At 65.5% G+C, this 19392-nt stretch carries 19 protein-coding genes; 10 read left to right on the top strand and 9 right to left on the bottom strand.

The features are described from left to right. The first annotated feature begins 1 nt into the window (after position 1). The 3 genes from ACFPOB_RS17105 (at position 2) to denD (ending at position 2392) form a co-directional block, all read left to right on the top strand. Positions 2-448, top strand: coding sequence for a GNAT family N-acetyltransferase (locus ACFPOB_RS17105; RefSeq protein ID WP_377799615.1), 447 nt, complete (start codon positions 2-4; stop codon positions 446-448). 25 nt (positions 449-473) lie between these two features. Next, complete coding sequence (locus tag ACFPOB_RS17100; protein WP_377799614.1) at positions 474-1220, top strand: SDR family oxidoreductase; 747 nt, start codon at positions 474-476, stop codon at positions 1218-1220. A gap of 188 nt (positions 1221-1408) precedes the next feature. Then, a complete protein-coding gene (gene denD / locus ACFPOB_RS17095; RefSeq protein ID WP_377799613.1) occupies positions 1409-2392 on the top strand; it encodes a D-erythronate dehydrogenase in 984 nt (327 codons plus the stop codon). A gap of 168 nt (positions 2393-2560) precedes the next feature. Here denD and ACFPOB_RS17090 read toward each other — a convergent pair whose 3' ends face one another. From ACFPOB_RS17090 to ACFPOB_RS17080, 3 genes are all read right to left on the bottom strand, one after another. Beyond that, positions 2561-3385 (bottom strand): AprI/Inh family metalloprotease inhibitor, encoded by an 825-nt coding sequence (locus tag ACFPOB_RS17090; RefSeq protein ID WP_377799612.1) that lies wholly within the window; start codon positions 3383-3385, stop codon positions 2561-2563. Then, positions 3370-4344: a 2-hydroxyacid dehydrogenase gene (locus tag ACFPOB_RS17085; RefSeq protein WP_377799611.1), complete on the bottom strand. Its 975-nt coding sequence runs from the start codon at positions 4342-4344 to the stop codon at positions 3370-3372. Before ACFPOB_RS17085 ends, ACFPOB_RS17090 begins: the two co-directional genes overlap by 16 nt. A 177-nt stretch (positions 4345-4521) precedes the next feature. Continuing rightward, positions 4522-5283, bottom strand: a complete 762-nt coding sequence (locus ACFPOB_RS17080) for a FadR/GntR family transcriptional regulator (protein WP_377799610.1) — start codon at positions 5281-5283, stop codon at positions 4522-4524. Positions 5284-5527: 244 nt separating this feature from the next. On the opposite strand from ACFPOB_RS17080, the gene ACFPOB_RS17075 reads away from it, so the two are divergent. The 5 genes from ACFPOB_RS17075 to ACFPOB_RS17055 all read left to right on the top strand — a co-directional run bounded on the left by ACFPOB_RS17075 (position 5528) and on the right by ACFPOB_RS17055 (position 10846). After that, positions 5528-6580 (top strand): ABC transporter ATP-binding protein, encoded by a 1053-nt coding sequence (locus tag ACFPOB_RS17075; RefSeq protein WP_377799609.1) that lies wholly within the window; start codon positions 5528-5530, stop codon positions 6578-6580. Positions 6581-6685: 105 nt separating this feature from the next. Next, a complete protein-coding gene (locus tag ACFPOB_RS17070) occupies positions 6686-7993 on the top strand; it encodes an ABC transporter substrate-binding protein (RefSeq protein WP_091836484.1) in 1308 nt (435 codons plus the stop codon). 61 nt (positions 7994-8054) lie between these two features. Continuing rightward, positions 8055-9008, top strand: a complete 954-nt coding sequence (locus ACFPOB_RS17065; RefSeq protein WP_377799608.1) for a carbohydrate ABC transporter permease — start codon at positions 8055-8057, stop codon at positions 9006-9008. Continuing rightward, the gene (locus ACFPOB_RS17060) at positions 9001-9906 is read left to right on the top strand and encodes a carbohydrate ABC transporter permease (RefSeq protein ID WP_377799607.1); all 906 of its coding nucleotides are present in this window, start codon (positions 9001-9003) and stop codon (positions 9904-9906) included. Before ACFPOB_RS17065 ends, ACFPOB_RS17060 begins: the two co-directional genes overlap by 8 nt. Positions 9907-9949: 43 nt before the next feature. After that, positions 9950-10846: an NAD(P)-dependent oxidoreductase gene (locus ACFPOB_RS17055; protein ID WP_377799780.1), complete on the top strand. Its 897-nt coding sequence runs from the start codon at positions 9950-9952 to the stop codon at positions 10844-10846. Positions 10847-10853: 7 nt separating this feature from the next. On the opposite strand, the gene ACFPOB_RS17050 is transcribed toward ACFPOB_RS17055, so the two are convergent. Further along, positions 10854-11939 (bottom strand): LacI family DNA-binding transcriptional regulator, encoded by a 1086-nt coding sequence (locus ACFPOB_RS17050; RefSeq protein ID WP_377799606.1) that lies wholly within the window; start codon positions 11937-11939, stop codon positions 10854-10856. 104 nt (positions 11940-12043) lie between these two features. Here ACFPOB_RS17050 and ACFPOB_RS17045 point away from each other — a divergent pair, with 104 nt between their 5' ends. Next, a complete protein-coding gene (locus ACFPOB_RS17045; RefSeq protein WP_377799605.1) occupies positions 12044-12946 on the top strand; it encodes an NAD(P)-dependent oxidoreductase in 903 nt (300 codons plus the stop codon). 132 nt (positions 12947-13078) lie between these two features. Here the strand turns inward: ACFPOB_RS17045 and ACFPOB_RS17040 are convergent, their stop codons facing one another. The 5 genes from ACFPOB_RS17040 to ACFPOB_RS17020 form a co-directional block, all read right to left on the bottom strand. Beyond that, a complete protein-coding gene (locus ACFPOB_RS17040; RefSeq protein WP_377799604.1) occupies positions 13079-13933 on the bottom strand; it encodes a DMT family transporter in 855 nt (284 codons plus the stop codon). 311 nt (positions 13934-14244) lie between these two features. Continuing rightward, complete coding sequence (locus ACFPOB_RS17035) at positions 14245-14718, bottom strand: MarR family winged helix-turn-helix transcriptional regulator (RefSeq protein ID WP_092156821.1); 474 nt, start codon at positions 14716-14718, stop codon at positions 14245-14247. 81 nt (positions 14719-14799) lie between these two features. After that, a complete protein-coding gene (locus ACFPOB_RS17030; protein ID WP_377799603.1) occupies positions 14800-15393 on the bottom strand; it encodes an NAD(P)H-dependent oxidoreductase in 594 nt (197 codons plus the stop codon). An 8-nt stretch (positions 15394-15401) separates the two neighbouring features. Further along, positions 15402-16829 carry an FAD-binding oxidoreductase gene (locus ACFPOB_RS17025; protein ID WP_377799602.1) on the bottom strand — a complete coding sequence of 476 codons (1428 nt, stop codon included), beginning with the start codon at positions 16827-16829 and terminating at the stop codon, positions 15402-15404. Between the two features lie 136 nt (positions 16830-16965). Beyond that, positions 16966-18294, bottom strand: a complete 1329-nt coding sequence (locus ACFPOB_RS17020) for a cytosine deaminase (RefSeq protein ID WP_377799779.1) — start codon at positions 18292-18294, stop codon at positions 16966-16968. A gap of 223 nt (positions 18295-18517) precedes the next feature. On the opposite strand from ACFPOB_RS17020, the gene folD reads away from it, so the two are divergent. Continuing rightward, entirely contained in the window at positions 18518-19372 is an 855-nt protein-coding gene (gene folD / locus ACFPOB_RS17015; RefSeq protein ID WP_377799601.1) for a bifunctional methylenetetrahydrofolate dehydrogenase/methenyltetrahydrofolate cyclohydrolase FolD, read from the top strand. The last annotated feature ends 20 nt before the right edge of the window (positions 19373-19392 follow it).

The raw sequence follows: 19392 nt of genomic DNA, 5'->3' as shown, positions 1-19392 counted from the left end.
GATGGCCCTGCGTCGCGCGACGACCGAGGATATTCCGGCGATCGTCGCGTTGACGCAGGCCGCCTATCTGCCGAACGAGAGCATCATCGGCGTGCCCTCGCTGCCGCGCATCGCTGATTATCGCGAGGTGCTGGCTGAGCATGAAATCTGGCTCGCCGAGAGCGAGGGGACGCTGGACGGTGTCCTCGTGCTCGAGGACGAACCGGCGAAATTCACGCTCTGGAGCATCGCGGTCGCACCCGCCGCCACCGGCAGGAAGATCGGTTCGCAACTGATGGATTTCACCGAGGAGCGAGCCAAGGCGCTTGGGCACGACGCGGTCCATCTCTACACGCACGTCAAGCTCACCGACCGCATCGGCTGGTACGAGCGCCTCGGCTACCAGACCACCCATTTCGAGGATCTGCCTGATCGCCGGCTGATCCATATGCGCAAAAGTCTTCGATAACCGGGAAACCAAGGGAAGAAGCGACATGGCAGGACGTTTGAAGGGCAAGGTCGCGGTCGTCACCGCTGCCGGCCAGGGCATCGGGCGCGCGATCGCCGAAGCCTTCGTGGCGGAGGGCGCCACGGTCTGGGCGACCGACAAGGACGTCGCCTTGCTTGAGGGCATCCCGAAAGCCAAGAAGCGCAAGCTCGACGTGCTCTCGACCAAGGCGGTCGAAGCCTTCGCCGAAAAAGTCGGCACCATCGACATCCTCGTCAACGCTGCCGGCTTCGTCCATCACGGCACCGTTTTGGAGTGCGACGACAAGGCCTGGGAGTTCTCCTTCGACCTCAACGTCAAGTCAATGCACCGCACGATCAAGGCCTTCATCCCCGGCATGCTCGCCGCCGGCAAGGGCTCGATCGTCAACATCGCCTCGGGCGCCGGCTCGGTGCGCGGCATCCCGAACCGCTATGTCTACGGCGCCACCAAGGCGGCGGTGATCGGCCTGACCAAAGCGGTCGCGGCCGACTTCATCAAGAAGGGCATCCGTGCCAACGCCGTCTGCCCCGGCACGATCCAGTCACCTTCGCTCGACCAGCGTATCGTCGATCTCGCCAAGGCGACCAAGACGACCGAGGCCGCCGCCCGCCAGGCCTTCATCGATCGCCAGCCCATGGGCCGGCTCGGCACCGCCGAGGAGATCGCCTGGCTCGCCGTGTATCTCGCCTCCGACGAGGCGAGCTACAGTACCGGCCAGATCTATCTAGCCGATGGCGGTTTTGCGCTTTAGAGCGCTCTTCGCTCAGCTTGGAACGTCACTGCAACCGTAAGCGAAGCGATCCTGCAAGCGCCGAGCTCTCTCGCACCGGATTGCTTCGTCGCCGACGCGTCTCGCAATGACGGCCTTGTGCTCCGGACTGAACGACGAAGCCTCCTGCCCCCAGCCTCGAAACACGACAACACCGATCGGACAAAGATATGCATATCCTCGTCATTGGCGGCGCCGGCATGGTCGGCCGCAAGTTCATCGAGCGCCTGGCGCGAGACGGCGGCCTCGGCGGCAAGGCGATCGACAAGGTGACGGCGCAGGACGTTTTCCCCGCGTCGGCGCCGGCGAACGCACCCTTCGCCTTCGAGTCACTGACCTCGGACCTGTCGCAGCCCGGCGAAGCCGAGAAGCTGATCGCGTCGCGCCCCGAACTGATCGTCCACCTCGCGGCGATCGTCTCCGGCGAGGCCGAAGCCGATTTCGACAAGGGCTACCGCATCAACCTCGACGGCACACGCTATCTCTTCGACGCGATCCGCCTCACCGGCGACGGCTACAAGCCGCGCGTGATCTTCACCTCCTCGATCGCCGTCTTCGGCGCGCCTTTCCATGACAAGATCGAGGACGAGTTCTTCACCACGCCGCTGACCAGCTACGGCACGCAGAAGGCGATCGGCGAGCTCCTGCTCAGCGACTATTCCCGCCGCGGCTTCTTCGACGGCGTCGGCATCCGCCTGCCGACGATCTGCGTCAGGCCGGGCGCGCCGAACAAGGCCGCCTCCGGCTTCTTCTCCAACATCATCCGCGAGCCGCTCAACGGCCAGGACGCGGTGCTGCCGGTCTCAGATCAGGTTCGCCACTGGCATGCCTCGCCGCGCTCGGCCGTCGGCTTCCTCGTCCATGCCGCAACGATGGACACGAACGCGATCGGCCCGCGCCGGGCCCTGACCATGCCGGGCTATTCCGCTACCGTCGCCGAGCAGATCGAGGCGCTGCGCAAGGTCGCCGGCGAGAACGTCGTCAAGCGCATCAAGCGCGTGCCCGATCCGGTGATCGACGCCATCGTCGCCGGCTGGCCGCGCAATTTCGACGCGAGGCGCGCGCCGGCGCTCGGCTTCAAGGCGGAATCGAGCTTCGAGGAGATCATCCGTGTCCATATCGACGATGAGCTCGGCGGGACGTTCGTCGCTTAACTCTTATCCGCGCCGTCATTCCGGGGCGGGCCGAAGGCCCGAGCCCGGAATCCAGAACCAGCGCAGTATCAAAACCTGACTGTCGGTTTCCGCCTTCTCTGGATCGCTCATCGGCTCTGGATTCCGGGCTCGCTGCTACGCAGCGCCCCGGAATGACGGCTTTGATCGTCAGGGCAGCTTCTTCAGCATGAGCGGCGCGCCGACCGCCGGGTCCTTGCGCCACTGCCCGCCCTCGAAGATCAGCTCGACCTTGTGTCCCTTGCGGGCGATCAATTCGAGCCGGCCCTGCTCATAGCGCCAGGCGACGGGCGAGAAGATCGTCAGCCCGGTATCGGGACAGAGCCCATCGAAGCTCGTCACGAAGGCGCCCGCATTGGCGGAGGGGTTCGTCGACAGAGCGAGCTTGCAGACCTCGCGGCCGGCCTGCCGCATCACCGCATAGCGGCCCGGAACGCTCGCAACTGCCGGCGCAGTGGCGGGGTCGACCGCGGTCGGGCGCGCGGCTGCCGTCGCCGCGAGCTCGGCCTGGCTCGGCGCCGGGCGCTGCTGCGCCCGGACATAGCCCGATGGATCGAGCCCGTATTGCGCGCCATCGCTGCCCTTGCCGCGGCGGCCCGGATCCGCCTTGTCGCTGAAGATGATCACTGCCTTGCCATGGCCGTCGAGCAGCCGCGGCGAACCGTCGGCCACATCCCAGGCGACGACCCCGGTGAGGATCGGCAGGGCGCGCCGGCAGGTCGCCGGAAAGCGGAGCTGGCGGCCCTGCCCGGCCGGCTCGGCACCGAAGGTCACCGTGCACTCCCGCGAGGCGCCGAGCTTCTCGATGTCCCAGGCGCCGATGAACGGCTTCAGGGCCTCGGGCGCCTTTTCGGCGCCGCGCGGCAGCGGCGCCGTCTGGGCTGGGGCCGGCGAGACGCTGAGCGGCGCCAGAACTGCGACCGCCGCGCCTCGCCACACCCGGCGGATTCGTATTCTGATCAGGCTTTCTTCCATGGCGTCTCGGCAACCGGCGTCAGGGGACCCTTGCCATCGAACCATGAAACCAGATTATCGACCAGAAGCTGGCCCATCTGTTCGCGCGTATGCACCGATGCCGAGCCGACATGCGGCAGCAGCACGACATGGTCCATCGCGATCAGCTCGGCCGGGACGCGCGGCTCGTCCTCGAACACGTCGAGGCCGGCGGAGAGGATGGTCTTAGCCTTCAGCGCCTCGATCAGCGCCTGCTCGTCGATCACCGTGCCGCGGCCGACATTGACGACGATACCGTTCGGCCCGAGCGCCTTCAGCACCTCGGCATTGATGATGTGATAGGTCGAGTCGCCGCCCGGCGCGACCGAGACCAGCGTATCGACATCCTCGGCCATCTCGACCAGCGAGGGATAGTAGCGATAGGCGACATCGGCCTGGCGCGAGCGGCCGTGATAGACGATCGGCACGTCGAAGGCTTCGAGCCGCCGTGCGACCGCCTTGCCAATCCGGCCGAGGCCGACAATGCCGATCTTGCGCTTGCGCAGCGAGGTGGTGAGCGGATAGGCGCCCTGCAGCCACTTGCCGGCACGCAGATAGCGATCGGCCTGCGGCAATTGCCGGACTGTCGCCAGCAGCAGGCCGATGGCGAGATCGGCGACCTCGTCGGTCAGTACGTCCGGCGTGTTGGTGACGATGATGCCGCGCTTGCCAGCGGCCTTGGCGTCGACATTGTCGTAACCGACGCCGAAATTCGAGACGACTTCGAGCTTGGGCAGCGCGTCGAAAAGCGCGTCGTCGATACGCACATGCGCGCCGCCGCCGGCGACGCCGCGCACGCGATCCTTCACGGCCGCGAGTGCTGCCGCGCGGTCCTGCTCCTTCCAGAGTTCGTGCACGGTGAAGCGCGCCTTCAACTGATCGGCGGCATAGGCCATCAGCGGCCCGGTCATGACGATCTCGATCTTGTTCTGTGCGGTCATGGTCCTGCTTTCCTGGAACGCTGCATGGCTTGATTTCAAATTCTTAAAACGATTAAATCAACTTATCTGCTGGAACGCCGCCGGGGAATTCCCACAGCCGCAGACAGGGGCTGCTCGTAGAGCCGGTTATGCCATCCCGGCTCCGCTGTCGATTCAGCCTGATATAGTATGATTTAATCACGCGGTTTTGCCCGCCTCTGCATCAGCTCGACCGGCTAGCAGACCCAAGGTGCTGTTCAGACTGTCGATCACAAGCCCGCTCATCCTGGCAGCCGCGAGATCGCCGTCGCGTTGAACGATCGCGTCGAAGACCCGCTCGTGATCGATCAGCGACGCCGTGAAGAAGAAGCGGTCGTCGGGCGCCTTCAGGAACAGCGACCACTGGATCGTCGCGGAGACGGCAGGCGCCAGGCATTGCAGCGGCGGGTTGCGGGTCGCGGCGAAGATCGCCTCGTGGAAGGCAAGGTCGGCGCTGACCGTCAGCGCGGCATAGGGCGGATTCTCGACCATGCCGCGAAAGGCCGCCTCGATCCGCTTGAGGTCGGCATCGCTGCGCCGCTGCGCCGCCAGTCTTGCGGCGCTCGGCTCGACGAAGAGCCTGAGCTCGAACAGGTCGCGGATGAATTTCTCGTTGGGGTCGGCCTCGAAATGCCAGGCCAGCACATCCGGATCGAGCAGGTTCCAGGCCTCGCGCGGCGCCACCCGCGTGCCGCTCTTCGGCCTGGCCTCGACCAGCCCCTTGCCGCTTAGGAACTTCACCGCCTCGCGATAGGCCGTGCGCGAGACCGAGATCTCGCCCTTCAGGTCGTCCTCGTTCGGCAGCAACGCGCCGGTCGGCGAGGCGCCGGTGATGATCGCGACTGCGAGACGGTGCGCGACCTGGCCGAATAGCCGATCGGGGTTGAGCCTCGTCACACGTGCATTGACATGGAGCTGCATCGGACCACGCTCTTTCCTCCGTGACCGGCAGCGTCGGAGAGCTCGTTCCGCTGCCCGCCCGGCGCTTGACACGCCTGTTTCTATCGTATGACTTTATCCGCGAACGAAGTTGACGCAACAGGCGGCTCGCCTGGGTAGCGCGGTCTCGTTTCGATCGGCCGTCAGAAGCCGATATCTGCAACGCCGCCGGCGGGGATCGTGTCAGGCGCCCCGGGGCAACCAAAGTGCGGGAGTGAAACCAAACATGGCATCCGTCCAGATTGCCGACGTGCGCAAGGCCTATGGCTCGACGCAGGTCATTCACGGCGTCGACATCGATATCAACGATGGCGAGTTTGTCATCCTCGTCGGCCCTTCGGGCTGCGGAAAGTCGACCTTGCTGCGCATGATCGCCGGCCTGGAGAACATCTCGGGCGGCGAGATCCGGATCGGCTCGCGCGTCGTCAACGACGTGCCGCCGAAGGAGCGTGACATCGCCATGGTCTTCCAGAACTATGCGCTCTATCCGCATATGACGGTGGCCGACAACATGGCCTTCTCGATGAAGCTGCGGAAGGCGCCGAAGGCCGAGATCGACGAGCGCGTCAGCAAGGCCGCCGGCATCCTCGGCCTCACGAACCTGCTCGACCGCTATCCGCGCCAGCTCTCCGGCGGCCAGCGCCAGCGCGTCGCGATGGGCCGCGCCATCGTGCGCGACCCGCAGGTCTTCCTGTTCGACGAACCGCTCTCGAATCTCGACGCCAAGCTGCGCGTGCAGATGCGCACCGAGATCAAGGAGCTGCACCAGCGCCTGAAGACCACGACGGTCTATGTCACGCACGACCAGATCGAGGCCATGACCATGGCCGACAAGATCGTCGTGATGCATGACGGCATCGTCGAGCAGATGGGCGCCCCGCTCGATCTCTACGACAATCCCGCCAACCTCTTCGTCGCGGCCTTCATCGGCTCACCGTCGATGAACCTGCTGAAGGGTACGATCCGCGCCAACGGCTTCGAGACCGAAGGAGGCGTGATCTGGCCGATCGGCAAGCACCCGGCCGATTCGAACGACCGGGCGGCCGTGTTCGGCATCCGTCCCGAGCACATCCAGCTCGACCCGAACGGGCTGCCGGCCGAGGTCGTGGTCGTCGAGCCGATGGGCTCGGAAACCCAGGTCGTCGTCCGCTGCGGCGGCCAGGACCTGACCTGCATCTTCCGCGAGCGCATCACCGCCAAGCCCGGCGAGACCATAAAGATCCGGCCCGACATCTCGGTGACCCATCTCTTCGACGCCGCGACCGGCAAGCGGATCTGACTTCCGTCGCCGCCGCAAGGAGAACACTCCGGCGGCGGCGATGTCCGAATAAATCGCGACGAGGCTCCCATGCAGGGCCTCGCGGCAACCCGGAGGAGACAAGCGATGAGCATTTCCAGACGTGATGTATTGATTGGCGGAGCGGGCCTCGCCGCCGGCGCTACCCTTGCCGCGCCGTCAATCGCCCAGACCGCCAATATCGAGAAGGGCGCGACGCTGCGCGTGCTGCGTCCGACCAAGTTCGTCGACCCCGACCAGACGATCTTCAACGAGAACACCGAAGCCTTCACCAAGGCGACCGGCGTCCAGGTCCGTGTCGACTATGCCAGCTGGGAAGACCTGCGCCCGCAGACCGCCGTCACCGCCAACACCGGCGCCGGCCCCGATGTCGTCGTCGGCTGGGCCGACGATCCGCACATCTTCGCCGACAAGCTGATCGACCTGACTGCGGTCGCCGAGGACCTCGGCAAGAAATATGGCGGCTGGTACCCGGTTGCCGAGAAATACGGCAAGAAGGACAAGACCAACACCTGGATCTCGATCCCGATGGGCGGCTCCGGCGGCCCGGCGGTCTATCGCGAATCTTGGGTCAAGGAGGCGGGCTTCGACAAGTTCCCGACCGACCATGCCGGCTTCCTCGATCTCTGCCGCAAGCTCAAGGCCAAGGGCCATCCGGCGGGCTTTGCCCTCGGCAACGCCGTCGGCGACGGCAACTCGTTCTGCAACTGGCTGGTCTGGTCGCATGGCGGCTACATGGTCGACGAGAACAACAAGGTCGCGATCAACAGCAAGGAGACGATCGAGGCGCTGAAATACGCCAAGGCGCTCTACGAGACCTTCATTCCGGGCACGCTGTCCTGGCTCGACATCAGCAACAACAAGGCGCTGACCGCCGGCGAAATCGGCCTGACCCAGAACGGCGTCTCGCTCTACTTCTCGATCAAGAACTCGAAGGACGAGAAGACCGCGGAGATTGGCAAGGATCTCAACCATGCCCCGATGCCGATCGGCGCCGGGGTCGGGCGGCCGACAGAGACGGCGCTGGTCATCAACGCCATGGTGTTCAAGCACACCAAGTTCCCGAACGCGGCCAAGGAATATCTGCGCTTCATGATGGAGAAGGAGCAGTACGACAAGTGGCTGACCGGCTGCTTCGGCTACTGGACCCAGCCGCTGAAGGGCTATGCGCAAAGCAAGGTCTGGGAGAGCGATCCCAAGATCCTGGTCTATCGCGACACCTGGGAGCGGGCTCTGTGGAGCGGCTACAAGGGCGCGATCACCGAGGCGGCCGGCACCGTCAACGCCGAATACGTCATGGTGCAGATGGTCGCGTCCGTCTGCGCCGGCCAGGCGACGCCCGAGCAGGCGGCGGCCGAGGCCGAGCGCCGAGCCAAGCGCTACTATCGCACCTGATCCGTCGACACCGCGCCGCCGGCTTGCCCGGCGGCGCGGCTCCATCACGGAGTAAAGCACCATGACTATTGCGGCAGAGGCCCGGCCCGCACCCCAGCTCTCGCAGAGCTGGTTGGTCAGGCTGTTCGACTACAAGCCATTCCTGATCTTCATCTGCCTGCTGCCGGCGATCGGCCTGCTATTGGTCTTCCTGAGCTACCCGCTCGGCCTCGGCATCTGGCTCGCCTTCACCGATACGCGCATCGGCCGCAGCGGCGTCTTCATCGGTTTGGAGAACTTCGAGTCGCTCTGGCACGACCCGGTCTTCATCACCTCGGTCTGGAACACGTTGCTCTATACCGGCGTCGCGACCGTCGGGAAGTTCGGGCTCGGCCTCTGGCTGGCCCTGCTGCTCAACAACCATCTGCCGTTCAAATCGCTGCTGCGCGCGCTGATCCTGGTGCCCTGGATCGTGCCGACCGTGCTGTCGGCGATCGCCTTCTGGTGGATCTACGACCCGCAGTTCTCGATCATCTCCTATGTGCTGGTCGACGTGCTCGGCTGGCGCGACACTTATATCGACTTCCTCGGCTCGCCCTGGCCAGCCCGCTGGTCGCTGATCGCCGCCAATGTCTGGCGCGGCATCCCCTTCGTCGCGATCTCGCTGCTCGCCGGCCTGCAGACGATCTCGCCGGCGCTTTACGAGGCGGCGATGCTCGACGGCGCCAATGCCTGGCAGCGCTTCCGCCATGTCACCCTGCCGATGCTGATGCCGATCCTGGCGATCGTGCTGACCTTCTCGGTGCTGTTCACTTTCACCGACTTCCAGCTCGTCTACGCCATCACCCGCGGCGGCCCGATCAACTCGACCCACCTCATGGCCACCCTCGCCTTCCAGCGCGGCATCCCCGGCGGACAGCTCGGCGAGGGCGCGGCGATCGCGGTGGCGATGATCCCCTTCCTCGTGATGGCGACGCTGTTCAGCTACTACGCGCTCGCCCGCCGCAAATGGCAGCAGGGAGAAGACAATGACTGACCAGGCCACCCCTGCCCCACGCCCGCACCTCGTCGACAAGGAGCGGGCCGGCGTGATCGACTGGTCCTCCGGACCGCGTCGCTTCATCACGCTCTATCTGCCGCTCTCGCTCTTCGTGATCGTGCTGCTGTTCCCGTTCTACTGGATGGCGATCACGGCGATCAAACCGAACGGCGAATTGCTCGACTACAAGAACAACAACCCGTTCTGGGTGAAGTCGCCGACGCTGGACAATATTAACAAGCTGCTCTTCCAGACCGACTACCCGCAATGGCTGCTGACGACGATGACGGTGGCGACGGTCGCCACCGCGCTGTCGCTCTTCGCCAGCGTGCTCGCCGCCTATGCGATCCAGCGCCTGAAGTTCAAGGGCTCGAACTATGTCGGCCTCGCCATCTACCTCGCCTATCTGGTGCCGCCCTCGATCCTGTTCATTCCGCTGGCGACACTGATCTTCCAGTTCGGCCTGTACGACTCGCAGCTCGCGCTGATCCTGACCTATCCGACCTTCCTGATCCCGTTCTGCACCTGGCTCCTGATCGGCTACTTCAAGTCGATCCCCTACGAGCTCGAGGAATGCGCCATGATCGACGGCGCGACCCGTCTGCAGACGCTCTGGAAGATCACCTTGCCGCTTGCCCTGCCGGGGCTGATCTCGGCCGGCATCTTCGCCTTCACCCTGTCCTGGAACGAGTTCATCTACGCGCTCGCCTTCATCCAGTCGGCGGAGAAGAAGACCGTGCCGGTCGCCGTGCTGACCCAGCTCGTCGAGGGCGACGTCTACCATTGGGGCTCGCTGATGGCCGGCGCGCTGCTCGGCTCGATCCCCGTCGCGATTCTCTATTCGTTCTTCGTCGACTACTACGTCGCCTCGATGACGGGTGCGGTGAAGGAGTAGTTCCCGGCGGGTGGCGGGGCCGCCTGCCTTCCAACCAAGGCAAATCGTCGTGACCTCAATCGCCTTCATCGGACTCGGCGCCATGGGCGCGCCGATGGCCGAGAACCTCCGCAAGCGTCAGTTCCGCGTCACCGGTTTCGACATGAGGGAGAGCGCCCGTGCTGCGCTTGTCGCGGCCGGCGGCCAGACAGCCGACAGCGCCGCTGCTGCGGCTGAAGGAGCCGAGGCGCTCGTCCTGATGGTAGTCAACGCCGCACAGGCCCGCTCGGTCCTGTTCGACGCCGGCGCGCTCGAGGCGCTAGCTCCGGGCGCCACCGTCATCCTGATGGCGACCTGCCCGCCCGGCGAGGTCGAGACCATCGCCGACGCCGTGACCAACACCGGCCGGCATTTCGTGGACGCGCCGGTCTCGGGCGGCGTCAAGGGCGCGGAAGGAGGCACGCTGACCATCATGGTCGCCGCTCCCGCCGACAGCTTCGCCAAGGCGAAACCCGTGCTGGACGCCATGGGCGACAAGGTCTTCCATGTCGGGCAGAAGCCCGGCCAGGGTGCGACGGTGAAGACCGTCAACCAGCTGCTCTGCGGCGTCCATATCGCGGTCGCGGCCGAAGCGCTTTCGCTGGCCCAGAAGGCCGGCATCGACGGCAAGATGCTGTTCGAGATCATGGGCGGCTCGGCAGCCTCGTCCTGGATGCTGCGGGATCGCGGCCCACGCATGCTCGACGACGAGCCGCCGGTCGCCAGCGCCGTCGACATCTTCGTCAAGGACCTCGGCATCGTCCTCGACGCGGGGCGAGCCGCCAAGGCGGCGCTGCCGCTGGCGGCAGCCGCGCACCAGATGTTTCTCGCCGCCTCGGGCCTCGGCCATGGCGGGCGCGACGATTCGCATGTGGTACGCGCCTATCGGGCGCTGAACCGCAAACCGGACAACGATGCCTAGCTCCGTCTCAGCGCGCGGCCTTCGGAGGCGCCGTGGTCCCGCGCACCACCAGCTCCGGCGTCAGCACGGCGCGCTGCGGCGGTGCCGACGGGTCGGCGATGCGCTGGAGCAGCATCTCCGCCGATTTGCGCCCCATATCCTCCTGGAAGTTCTTCAGCGTCGTCAGCGCCGGATACCACTGCGCGGCTTCCTGCACGTCATCGCAGCCAATCAGCGAGAAATCGGCGCCGGCCTCCAGCCCGCGATGACGCAGGCCGAGCATTGCACCGAAGGCCGTGAGGTCGTTGAAGCAGATCGCGGCTGTCGGCGGATTCGTGGCGTCGAGCACCTTCTGGACGCCCTTCAGCCCGTTTTCGCGCGTGCCATAAGCCGAGTAGACGATCGTCGGATCGAGCGGCAACCCGTGCTTGGCCAGGGTCTCGCAATAGCCACGATAGCGGTTGCGACCGGTCGAGATCAGCGGGCTCTCGCCGAGAAAGGCGATACGAGTGTGGCCGAGGCCGAGCAAGTGCTCCACGGCGAGAACCGTGCCATGCCGGTCGTCGGAGCCGACGAAATCGAGCCCGATACCTGGAATCTCACGGGAGAGCTGGACCAGCGGCACCTGCGCCGCCATCAGATGCTGCAAGGTCTCGCCCGTGGTGCCGCCGGCCGGGCAGATGATCATCCCGTCCGGGCGATACTCCTTGAGCGTGTTGAGCACGCGGTCCTGCCGTTGCAGGTTCTCGGCATAGGTGCCCAGCAGGATCGAGCGGCCATGCGCGGCCGCAGTCTCCTCGATCGCCGCAAGCAGCTCGGCAAAATAGGGGTTGGTGATGTCGTGGAAGCCGACGCCGAGGATATTGGTCCGGTCGGTCCGCAGCGAGGCCGCGCTACGGTTGTAGCTGTAGCCCATCTCGCGCGCGATTTGCTGGACGCGCAAGCGCGTGCCATCGGCGACGAGCGGGCTTTCACGCAGCGCGAGCGAGACCGTCGCGGTCGAGACCTCCAGCCGGTCGGCGATGATCTGCAAGGTAACGCGTCCGCGCCCACCTGGTCTCACACCCGCCTTCCCCGCCCCCGAGGGATCGCGCGAGTGTCCGTCATTCGCCATCAATCGCTTCTCCTGAAGCCTAGAAGCCGATGCATTCAACCAGTTCTTGGCCAAATCGTTCCGCATGACGTAATTCCATCTCATAGATTTCGGAGAAACTGAAGATGAGCACGACTAAAGAATCGATCGGCTTCATCGGCGTCGGTTACATGGGCCAGGGCATGGCGAGCTGCATTCTCGCCAAGGACTTTCCCCTCACCGTGATGGGCCATCGCAACCGTGGGCCGGTCGAGGAGCTGAAGGCTGCGGGCGCTGCGGAAGCCACCACGCCGAAGGAGCTCGCCGAGAAAGCCAGCATCATCTTCCTCTGCGTCACCGGCTCGCCGCAGGTCGAGCAGGTGATCGACGGCCCAGACGGCATCGCCGCCGGCGCCAGGCCGGGCACGGTCATCGTCGACTGCTCGACCTCCGACCCGGTCTCGACGATCGCTCTGGCGGAACGGCTCGCAGCCATCGGCCTGCACCTCTGTGACGCACCGCTGGGCGGAACCCCCGCCCAGGCCAAGCTCGGTCAACTCTCGACGATGATTGGCGCCGACAGCGCGGTTTTCGAACGCATTCGCCCGGTCTGCGAAGCCTGGGCCCAGAAGATCGTCCATCTCGGGCCCGTCGGCGACGGCCACAAGATGAAGCTGCTCAACAACTTCCTCTCGCTCGGCTACGGCGCAATCTACGCCGAGGCCCTGACCCTGGCGCAGAAGGTCGGCATCACCCCGCACACCTTCGACAGCGTCATCACCGGCGGGCGCATGGAGTGCGGATTCTACCAAACCTTCATGAAGTACGTCCTCGAACGCGATCGGGATGCACACAAGTTCACGCTCTCCAACGCGCTGAAGGATGTGCGCTATCTGGAAAGCCTCGCGAACGCCGCCGGCGTTCCGAACCCGGTCGGCAGCGCCGTCAAGAACGTCTATGCGGCCGCCGTCGCCAGCGGCAAGGGCGAGGATTACGTGCCGATGCTCTCGGATTTCGTCGCCGGCCAGAGCAAGGTTTCGCTCGGCTGAGTCCAGCTGTGCCGTGGCGGGATGGGCCCGGATCACATCTGTGCCGAACGCGGCAGCCGGTAGCCAGTTGCGGCGCAAAACCGTCATCATCGCCTCCATCCACGGGTGGAGGCTCCAAGATGCATGCCAGAGTCAGTCGAGCCGGGCCGAGCCTTCAGGTACGTGCCGGATGCGCTCGCGATAGAGCAGATAGAGCCCGGAGGCGATGACGATTCCCGCGCCGATGAAGGTGAAGCGGTCGGGTATCTGGCCGAAGACGAACCAGCCGAGCAGGATCATCCAGACGATCTGGGAATAGATGAACGGCGCCAGTATCGTCGCCGGTGCGCGCTGATGTGCCAGGATCAGCAGCCAATGACCAACCGCACCGAAAAAGCCGGTGCCGCACATCAAGAGCCAGCTCTGCCAGTTCGCAGGCCAGGACCAGTACAACGGCAGCAGCGGCAGCATGATCACCACCCCGCCGATGCCGGAATAGAACATCGTCGTCTGCGGCGAATCGCTCGACGCAAGCATCCGCGTCGACAAAGCGTAAAAGGCGTAGCACAAGCAGCCGCAGAGGCTGAGCAGGGCGGCCGGATGCAAGCCACCGAGCCCCGGTCGCGTCACCACCAGCACACCGAGGAAGCCGACACCGATCGCGATCAGCCGGCGCGGCCCGGCCCACTCGCCGAGCAGCGGCCCAGCCAGCAAGGCCACCAGCAGTGGCCCGGCGAACATGATCGAGACCGTCTCGGCCAGCTGCAGATATTGCAGGGCGACAAAGTTGAGCGCCGTCGAGCCGAGCAGCAGGAGCGAGCGGAAGCCTTGCAGCCAGGGCCGCTTGGTCCGGGTGATGCCGGGATGGCTGAAAGGGTTGAGCAGGATCGAGACCAGGGCGACGCTGACCAGATAGCGCGCCACGACGACCTGCATCGGATGCATCGTGCTGCCGAGCCATTTCGCGCAGGCGTCGAGCAGGGAAAAGCAGATGATCGCCCCGCTCATCAGAGCGATGGCAGTTAGGCGTGTCCGGCGCGTATCCGGAAGCGGAGCGGGAGCGGCCGACAAGGCTGAGCGTCTCGTCATGCTCTGGAGGAATGACGAGACATCAATGAACCGATTTAAGGCTTAGAACCAGCCCGAGAATGCATGCAAGTCATGTCACCGGAGCTGGATCAATCATAACGCGGCGTCGTTCCGGACAAGCGGCGAAGCCGCAAAGCTCCGGAACCAGCGAGGACGCCGTGCTCTACGATGGATTCTGGCGCTCCGGCCGAAATGACGGCGGGGTTGATCAGAGAGATGCTTGAGGCGTCTCAAGCCGCATCTTCAGCTTCGTCCTCGCCGTCATCGACATCGGCGCCGGCCTTGGATAGGCCCTTCGACGCCTTGCGCAGCAGCTTGCGCAATTGCTTGCGCTCCTTGGCGTCGAGCTTTTCGAGCAGCTCTTCCTCGACCTGGTTCCAGACCGCATCGAGCGCCGCCGCGGTCTTCTGGCCGTTCTCGGTCAGGGCCACCTGCACCAGCCGGCCGTCACGGCCGCCGCCCTCGCGGGTGACGAGCCCCTGCAGCGAGAGCCTGCCGATCGTCTTCGACACGGTCGGCGGCTTGACCCGAAGCAGGGTCGCAAGCTCGCCCATCGTCATCGGGGCGCCCTGCAGGGATTTCAGGGCCTGTTCCTGGCCCGGGAAGAGCCCGAGCGCGTTGAGCCGCTCGCCCATCCGCGCCCTGTGGAGCCGGGCCGTCACCAATAGGGCACGGCCGACGCTTTTTTCGAGGGACTTGGTCATGAGCCGGCCCTTGGAAAAGGTTGCGGATACTTTTCGCCGGCTGTGCAATCGCCCGCCTTCATGACAGGCCGATGACAATTGTCAGACAGGCTTTTGAATCCGTGCGATTTCCGCGTCAACTCTGGCGAGAAAGGCTGTCCGGCTCTGCGGCGTCGAGCGGTTCATGTCGTAATGCGCGAGGTAAGAGACCCGCGCTGCAGGATGGCACACCGCTCGCAATCCCCGCTTGATCTGCCGGCGCGGTGGATCCCCCATCAGGAAGGTGCGCCAGCGCGAGCCGCCATAGGTCGTCACCGTCGTCAGCCGGCGAATATTCCAGAGATTCGGGCGGATCGAGCCATCGACCAGCTTGAACGAGACGCCCGGCAGGAAGACCCGATCGAAATAGCCTTTCATGATCGCGGGATAGCCGTAGTTCCAGACCGGGAAGCAGAGGAAGAGCGCTTCCGTCCGCAGCAGACGTTCGACATAGCCGGCTACAGTCTTCTGATTGCTGGCAAGATCATGATAGCCGACACGCTCCTCGCGGCTCAGCACCGGGTCGAAGCCCTCGGCATAGAGGTCGCAATCGTCGACCTCATGCCCGGCACGGCGCAGGCCGGAGACGACAGTCTCGTGCACCGCCGCCCCGAAGCTTTCAGGATCGGGATGGGCATAGAGGACAAGCACGCGCATGGCAGGGCTCAGGCGCCGACGCCGGCTTCGCCGAGCGCCTTGAACAGGAAGGTCTTGCCCGAACGGTAATCGTAGTTCGGGTCTTCCCAGGCGATCATCTTCCCGGGATTGAGCAGCCCCTGCGGGTCGGCCTCGCGCTTGAAGGCGAGCTGGACCTCGTCTGTCTGCTTCATCCCGCCCTCTTCCAGCGTGTAGCGATGGGGGTTGAAGATCGGCGCGCCCATCTCCTCATGGATCGTCATGATCTCCTCCAGCCGCTCCTCGCTGGTGAAGCGCACCAGGGGCAGGCCGAAGCAGGTGATCTTGCCGTCGAAGCGGACGAATTCGAGATGGCAGGTGACCTCGTCGCCGAAGCGGGCATGGATCTTGTCAACGAGGTCGACCTGGTTCGGGAAGGGATAAAGCACCTGGAGGTAGGTGATCGACGGATCGACGCGCAGCGCCCGCAAGGTGGTGTGGTTCCAGCCGAGCTCGAAGGTCGGCGGCAGCCCCTTCGCCTCCTCGGCCGTCAGCTTATCGGAGCGCATCAGCACCTGCGAGCCACCGAAGCGGCGGGCGAAAGCGAGCATGGATTCGACCGCGAAATCGGCCACCATGATCATGACGCAGTGGCTTTCGCGCGGCAGGAACTTCTTGTGGCGCAGGAAATAGTCGTGCGGCGCAGGTGCCGCGACCACGGCGAGGTTCTTCAGCGCCAGCCCGTCCTGCTCGCCGAGCGCGTTGGCGAACTCAGCCGCGGCGCGCAACTCGCCAAAGCCGAGGATGACATCGACCCAGCCATAGGCCGGGCCGAGCGGCATCTCGACCTGCGTGATGATGCCGTTGGTGCCGTAGGCATGGGCGACCTTGTGCAGGTCTTCGCCCTGGAGCTCGAGGATGCGCGGCGTGCCTTCCATCGTCGCAACGCGCAGCGAGATGATGTTGCCCCAGTCGCGTAGCCCGCCCCATTTGATCGAGCCGACGCCGCCGGAGCCGCCGGCGATGAAGCCGCCGACCGAGGCGGTGTGATAGGTCGAAGGGTGCAGCCTGATCTCCTGGCGCGAATGGGCGCGCGTCTCCTGGTCGATCCTGGCCAGCACGGCGCCGGGCTCGGCGACATAACGTCCGGCCTCGATGCTGGTCACCTTGTTGAAGCCGGAAAGGTCGAGCACGATGCCGCCCGAAAGCGGCATAGCCTGGCCGTAATTGCCGGTGCCGGTGCCGCGCGGAGTCACCGGGATGGCGAGCGCATGCGCCGCCGAGAGCGTCTCCAGCACCTGCGCTTCGCTCACCGGCGAGACGATGATGTCGGCGACGACATGGTCGAGCTGCCGTTTCAGCTTCGGCGAATACCAGAAGAAGTCGCGGCTCTTCTGCTTGACGAGCGCCGGATTGTCCTCGGTGCGGATGCCGTTCAGTCGGCGCTTCAGAGCGTCGATGTCGTAGCGTGCGGTCATGCGGGGCATTCCTGTGGCGTCATGCTCGCCCTTGTGGCGAGCATCCACGTCTTGACCACCGCCCTCGACGGAGAAAGACGTGGATGGTCGGGACAAGCCCGACCATGACGGGAAGAGGGGATGGCGGGTAACATTGTCAGGTTGCGCTCGCCATCAGATGATCGAGTTCACGATAGTCGGGCAAGGTCCGGTCGATGGCGCGGCCATTGACCAGCACGGTCCGGTCGACCTGCGGCCTGGCGAAGAATTCGGTCCAGTCGCGGGCGCGCGTCAGGATCAGATCGGCGGGGCCGCCAACGGCGACGCGGCCCGCGCTTGACAGGCCCATGATATCGGCCGGCGTCGTCGCGATCACGCTAGCCCAATCCCGGTCGGAATGGTCGAGCTGGAGGATGCGGGTGCCCTCGCGCAAGGTCTCGATGAGATCGAGATCGCCATAGGCGTAGAACGGATCGCGGGTGTTGTCGGACGCGATCATCACGGGCACGCCGGCGCTCTTCAGCTCATGTAGCGCGGTGACGCCGCGCCAGCGCGGCGTGCGCCCGCGCTGGCGATCCTGCAGATACATGTTGCACATCGGCAGCGAGACCACGGCGATGCCGGCTTCCCTGACCTTGGCGATGATGCGCGCCTCGTCCTGCGGCTGCTGCAGCGAGAGCGAGCAGCAATGTCCGACCAGGATCTTTCCGGGAAAGCGATGGCGCAGGGCTGCGTCAGCGATGTGCTCGAGCGAGCGCGCCGCCGGATCGTTGGTCTCGTCGACATGGAAGTCGAGATCGAAACCGTTTTCGATCGCGGTCCGGAACAGCGTGTCGAGCGCGGCATCGAGCTCCGGCACCATATAGGTGACGGCGCCAAGCAGGCTGTCGCCATGGTCCGTCACCGCACGTGTGATCGCCTGCATATGCACGGGATCGGCGACGGCATCGATGCCGAACAGCGGCGAGGCTTGCAGCGCGATGCGACCGGCCCATTCGGCGCGCAATTCGGAATAGACCGGCCAGGAAATGCCGATCTGCTTGCCCAGCGAGTCGAGATGGGTGCGGATTGCCGCGGTGCCGTGCGAATAGGCGCAGCGCAGGCCGAATTCCATGCGCGCCCGCACATCTTCGGCCGACCAGTTCGCCTCGCGATCGGCGGCGACGGCACTTAGAGCGCCCATGAAGCTGCCATCCGGATTGGGCCGGCGCGGCCAGATATGGCCCTTGTCGAGATGGGTGTGGACATCGACCAGACGTGGCAGCGCGATGCCGCCATCGAGATCGAGCGAGGGCAAGGCATCGAGCGCAGGCGTGCCCGCCGGCAGAATCGAGGCGACAGCGCCATCCTCTACGGCGATGTCGAGCAGCGCCAAGCCGTTGCGGTCGCTCGCCAGGCTGCCGGCCTCGACCAGGCAGGCAGGCGCCCGGGCATTGCGCAGCACATAGCTGCCGGAGGCCGGGATTGCCGCAAAGCCGGTGGTCACGTCGATCGTCTCCGGCTTGCAGGCCGCCCTCTGAATCACCCGCCGACCATGCTGGCTCGCTGCGTCCCGATCAAGCGGCACGAGCGGCATCCCCACCCGCCGGACATTCAAAGCAAGGCAGCCCTTGTCCGTCCTGTCGCAATGCAGCAAGAGAGCGGCACAGGGCATCAAACCGGAAACAGGAATCCGCTTTTCGATCCGATGCCTCACCAAGGAGCTGGTCATGGCGGCACGCATCATCGACGGCAAGGCAGCGGCGGCGGAATTGCGGGCGGAGATCGGCCGCGAGGTCGCGGCGCTCAAGGCTAACGGCAAGCCCGCGCCCGGCCTGCATGTCGTGCTCGTCGGCGAGGACCCAGCCAGCAAGGTCTATGTCGCCTCCAAGGAGAAGCTCGCCGCCGAGATCGGCATGAACTCGGTCGCCCATCGCCTGCCGGCGGAAACCACCGAGGCGGCATTGCTCGCCAAGATCGCCGAGCTCAACGCGGATGACGGCGTCGACGGTATCCTCGTCCAGCTGCCGCTGCCCAGGCATATCGACACCGGCCGCGTCATCGACGCCATCGACCCGGCCAAGGATGTCGACGGCCTCCACCCGATCAATGCCGGCCTGCTCGCCGGCGGCAAGAACGGCCTCGTGCCCTGCACGCCGCTCGGCTGCATGCTGCTGCTGAAGCAGGCGCTGCCCTCGCTGTCGGGGCTGGACGCGGTCGTCATCGGCCGCTCGGAGCTGGTCGGCCGGCCGGTGGCGCAGCTCCTGCTCCAGGCCGACTGCACCGTCACCATCGCCCATTCGCGCACGCGCGACCTGCCGGCGGTTGTAAACCGCGCCGACATCGTCGTCGCCGCGGTGGGCCGGCCGCGCATGGTCAAGGGCGACTGGATCAAGCCGGGCGCGACGGTGATCGATGTCGGCATCAACCGCATGCCCGACGGCAAACTCGCCGGCGATGTCGATTATGCCGAGGCGGCCGAGGTCGCCGGCGCGATCACGCCCGTCCCCGGCGGCGTCGGCCCGATGACCATCGCCTGCCTGCTGCGCAACACGCTGACCGCCTATCGCGCGCGGCGGGGCTGATAGCTCCGTCATGGTCGGGC

The organism is Allobosea eneae (assembly GCF_042657265.1).
Taxonomy (GTDB): domain Bacteria; phylum Pseudomonadota; class Alphaproteobacteria; order Rhizobiales; family Beijerinckiaceae; genus Allobosea; species Allobosea eneae.
The sequence above is the reverse complement of the archived record's forward strand: the minus strand, read 5'-3'. Positions and strand labels throughout refer to the sequence as shown.

Coding starts and splice junctions, on each gene's coding strand:
- denD (WP_377799613.1), top strand. CDS start 1,409: ATGCATATCCTCGTCATTGGCGGCGCCGGCATGGTCGGCCGCAAGTTC.
- ACFPOB_RS17080 (WP_377799610.1), bottom strand. CDS start 5,283: ATGCAGCTCCATGTCAATGCACGTGTGACGAGGCTCAACCCCGATCGG.
- ACFPOB_RS17065 (WP_377799608.1), top strand. CDS start 8,055: ATGACTATTGCGGCAGAGGCCCGGCCCGCACCCCAGCTCTCGCAGAGC.
- ACFPOB_RS17070 (WP_091836484.1), top strand. CDS start 6,686: ATGAGCATTTCCAGACGTGATGTATTGATTGGCGGAGCGGGCCTCGCC.
- ACFPOB_RS17025 (WP_377799602.1), bottom strand. CDS start 16,829: ATGACCGCACGCTACGACATCGACGCTCTGAAGCGCCGACTGAACGGC.
- ACFPOB_RS17085 (WP_377799611.1), bottom strand. CDS start 4,344: ATGACCGCACAGAACAAGATCGAGATCGTCATGACCGGGCCGCTGATG.
- ACFPOB_RS17035 (WP_092156821.1), bottom strand. CDS start 14,718: ATGACCAAGTCCCTCGAAAAAAGCGTCGGCCGTGCCCTATTGGTGACG.
- ACFPOB_RS17050 (WP_377799606.1), bottom strand. CDS start 11,939: ATGGCGAATGACGGACACTCGCGCGATCCCTCGGGGGCGGGGAAGGCG.
- ACFPOB_RS17045 (WP_377799605.1), top strand. CDS start 12,044: ATGAGCACGACTAAAGAATCGATCGGCTTCATCGGCGTCGGTTACATG.
- ACFPOB_RS17075 (WP_377799609.1), top strand. CDS start 5,528: ATGGCATCCGTCCAGATTGCCGACGTGCGCAAGGCCTATGGCTCGACG.
- ACFPOB_RS17040 (WP_377799604.1), bottom strand. CDS start 13,933: ATGAGCGGGGCGATCATCTGCTTTTCCCTGCTCGACGCCTGCGCGAAA.
- ACFPOB_RS17060 (WP_377799607.1), top strand. CDS start 9,001: ATGACTGACCAGGCCACCCCTGCCCCACGCCCGCACCTCGTCGACAAG.
- ACFPOB_RS17100 (WP_377799614.1), top strand. CDS start 474: ATGGCAGGACGTTTGAAGGGCAAGGTCGCGGTCGTCACCGCTGCCGGC.
- ACFPOB_RS17030 (WP_377799603.1), bottom strand. CDS start 15,393: ATGCGCGTGCTTGTCCTCTATGCCCATCCCGATCCTGAAAGCTTCGGG.
- ACFPOB_RS17090 (WP_377799612.1), bottom strand. CDS start 3,385: ATGGAAGAAAGCCTGATCAGAATACGAATCCGCCGGGTGTGGCGAGGC.
- folD (WP_377799601.1), top strand. CDS start 18,518: ATGGCGGCACGCATCATCGACGGCAAGGCAGCGGCGGCGGAATTGCGG.
- ACFPOB_RS17105 (WP_377799615.1), top strand. CDS start 2: ATGGCCCTGCGTCGCGCGACGACCGAGGATATTCCGGCGATCGTCGCG.